The 2,567-nt window shown below is 64.2% G+C and carries 2 protein-coding genes; both read left to right on the top strand.

Annotation, left to right across the window (positions count from 1 at the left end; translation table 11 throughout):
* A partial coding sequence (locus EOA24_RS34015) for an AAA family ATPase (protein ID WP_127410592.1) occupies positions 1-1,790 on the top strand: 1,790 nt, incomplete at its 5' end.
* A 112-nt stretch (positions 1,791-1,902) separates the two neighbouring features.
* Positions 1,903-2,271 carry an MmcQ/YjbR family DNA-binding protein gene (locus tag EOA24_RS34010; RefSeq protein WP_126081092.1) on the top strand — a complete coding sequence of 123 codons (369 nt, stop codon included), beginning with the start codon at positions 1,903-1,905 and terminating at the stop codon, positions 2,269-2,271.
* Positions 2,272-2,567 lie beyond the last annotated feature (296 nt).

Below are 2,567 nucleotides of genomic sequence, written 5' to 3'. Positions count from 1 at the left end.
ACATCATCCTGTTCATCGACGAGATGCACACGCTGGTCGGCGCCGGCAAGGCCGACGGTGCTATGGACGCGTCCAACCTGTTGAAGCCCGCGCTGGCGCGCGGCGAACTGCACTGCGTCGGCGCGACCCCGCTCGACGAGTACCGCAAGCATGTCGAGAAGGACGCCGCCCTTGCCCGCCGGTTCCAGCCCGTCTTCGTCGACGAGCCGACGGTGGAGGACACGGTCTCGATCCTGCGCGGCCTGAAGGAGAAATACGAGCAGCACCACAAGGTGCGCATTTCCGATTCCGCACTGGTGTCGGCAGCGACGCTTTCCAACCGCTATATCGCCGACCGCTTCCTGCCGGACAAGGCGATCGACCTGGTAGACGAGGCGGCGTCGCGGCTGCGCATGCAGGTCGATTCCAAGCCCGAGGCGCTGGACGAGGTCGACCGCCGCATCATGCAACTGAAGATCGAGCGCGAGGCGCTGAAGGTCGAGAAGGACGAGGCTTCGAAGGACCGGCTTGCCCGGCTGGAGAAGGAACTCGCCGGCCTCGAGGAGGAATCGACCGCGCTGACCACGAAGTGGCAGGCCGAAAAGCAGAAGCTCGGCCTCGCTGCCGACCTGAAGAAGCAGCTCGACGAGATGCGCAACGAACTGGCGATCGCGCAGCGCAAGGGCGAGTTCCAGCGCGCCGGCGAGCTTGCCTATGGCAAGATCCCGGAACTGGAGAAGAAGCTCAAGGAAGCCGAGGCCCAGGACGGCAAGACCGGCATGGTGGAAGAGGTGGTCACCCCTGACCACGTCGCGCATGTCGTGTCGCGCTGGACCGGCATTCCGGTCGACAAGATGCTCGAAGGGCAGCGCGAGAAGCTGCTGCGCATGGAAGACGAGATCGGCAAGCGGGTCGTCGGCCAGGGCGAGGCCGTGCAGGCGGTGTCCAAGGCTGTTCGGCGCGCCCGCGCCGGCCTGCAGGATCCAAACCGGCCGATCGGCTCGTTCATGTTCCTCGGGCCCACCGGCGTCGGCAAGACCGAGCTCACCAAGGCGCTGGCCAGCTTCCTGTTCGACGACGAGACGGCGCTGGTGCGCATCGACATGTCGGAGTTCATGGAGAAGCATTCCGTCGCCCGGCTGATCGGCGCGCCTCCCGGCTATGTCGGCTATGAGGAAGGCGGCGCGCTGACCGAAGCGGTGCGGCGCCGGCCTTACCAAGTGGTGCTGTTCGACGAGATCGAGAAGGCGCATCCGGACGTGTTCAACGTGCTCCTGCAGGTGCTCGATGACGGCCGGCTGACCGACGGCCAGGGCCGCACGGTCGACTTCCGCAACACGCTGATCATCATGACGTCGAACCTCGGCGCCGAATACCTGGTCAGCCTCAGCGACGACCAGGATGTCGATGCCGTGCGCGACGAGGTGATGGGCGTGGTGAAAGCCTCGTTCCGGCCCGAGTTCCTCAACCGCGTCGACGAGGTGATCCTGTTCCACCGGCTGCGCCGGCAGGACATGGACCGCATCGTCGAGATCCAGCTCAAGCGGTTGGAGAACCTGCTCGTCGACCGCAAGATCACGCTGTCGCTCGATCACGACGCGATCGAGTGGCTGGCCTCGAAAGGCTACGACCCGGCCTATGGCGCCAGGCCGCTGAAGCGGGTGATGCAGAAGGAACTGCAGGATCCGCTGGCGGAGAAGATCCTGCTCGGTGAGATCCTCGACGGTTCGACCGTCAAGGTCACGGCGGGTTCCGATCGGCTGAACTTCCGCTCGAAGCCGACCGTGGTGGCGACGGAAGCCGCCGCCTGATCCGGGTCGAGCTTGAATGAACGCGAAGCGCGTCGCACCGGTGCGGCGCGCTTTGTTATTCCCGGTGACTGCGCATAATCGGCTGCCGATTCGGATAACCGGGAAGGACTCGATGAAGCTCGACGATTACAACGGCTTTTGCGCTTCATTGCCCGCCACGACGCATATCGTCCAATGGGGCGGCGCCCATGTCTGGAAGGTCGGCGGCAAGGTGTTCGCCATCGGCGGCTGGAACGACGGCGGCGAGCTTTTCGTCACCTTCAAATGTTCCGAGATGGCCTATGACGTGCTAAAGGATCAGCCGGGCTGCCGGCCGGCGCCCTATCTCGCTTCGCGCGGCATGAAATGGATCCAGCGTCAGACAAGCCAAAGCATGGATGATGCGGCGCTCAAGGACTATCTGCGCGAAAGCCACCGCCTGGTCGTGCTGAAGCTGACCACACAGGCACGCAAGCAATTGGGGCTCGCGCAAACTGGCTGATGTTCCTCAAGGCACTTGAAATCCGCCATCTTCATGCCCGGTTCATGTTGGAACCTTAACTTGGGTAACTGGTTTGCTGGCGAAGATTCGCCCGTCAGAAGCCAGAGTCGACCGGAGAGCTTGACCCCCATGCTGCGCTTGATCTTTTCCCTATCGGCACTCGCGGCCGGGCTGGCGTCTTCCGGCGCGTTCGCCGCGCCGAGCGCGGATGGCCCGCAAGGCGTGCGCCCGGCTGAACGCGGCGTGCTGATGCTGGCCCAGGAAGGCAATATCGATATCTATTACGACGCCAGGGG

The sequence above is a fragment of the Mesorhizobium sp. M2A.F.Ca.ET.039.01.1.1 genome (assembly GCF_003998035.1).
Lineage (GTDB): Bacteria > Pseudomonadota > Alphaproteobacteria > Rhizobiales > Rhizobiaceae > Mesorhizobium.
Note: the sequence above shows the minus strand (reverse complement) of the source record. Positions and strands in the feature narration are given on the sequence as shown.

Coding starts and splice junctions, on each gene's coding strand:
- EOA24_RS34010 (WP_126081092.1), top strand. CDS start 1,903: ATGAAGCTCGACGATTACAACGGCTTTTGCGCTTCATTGCCCGCCACG.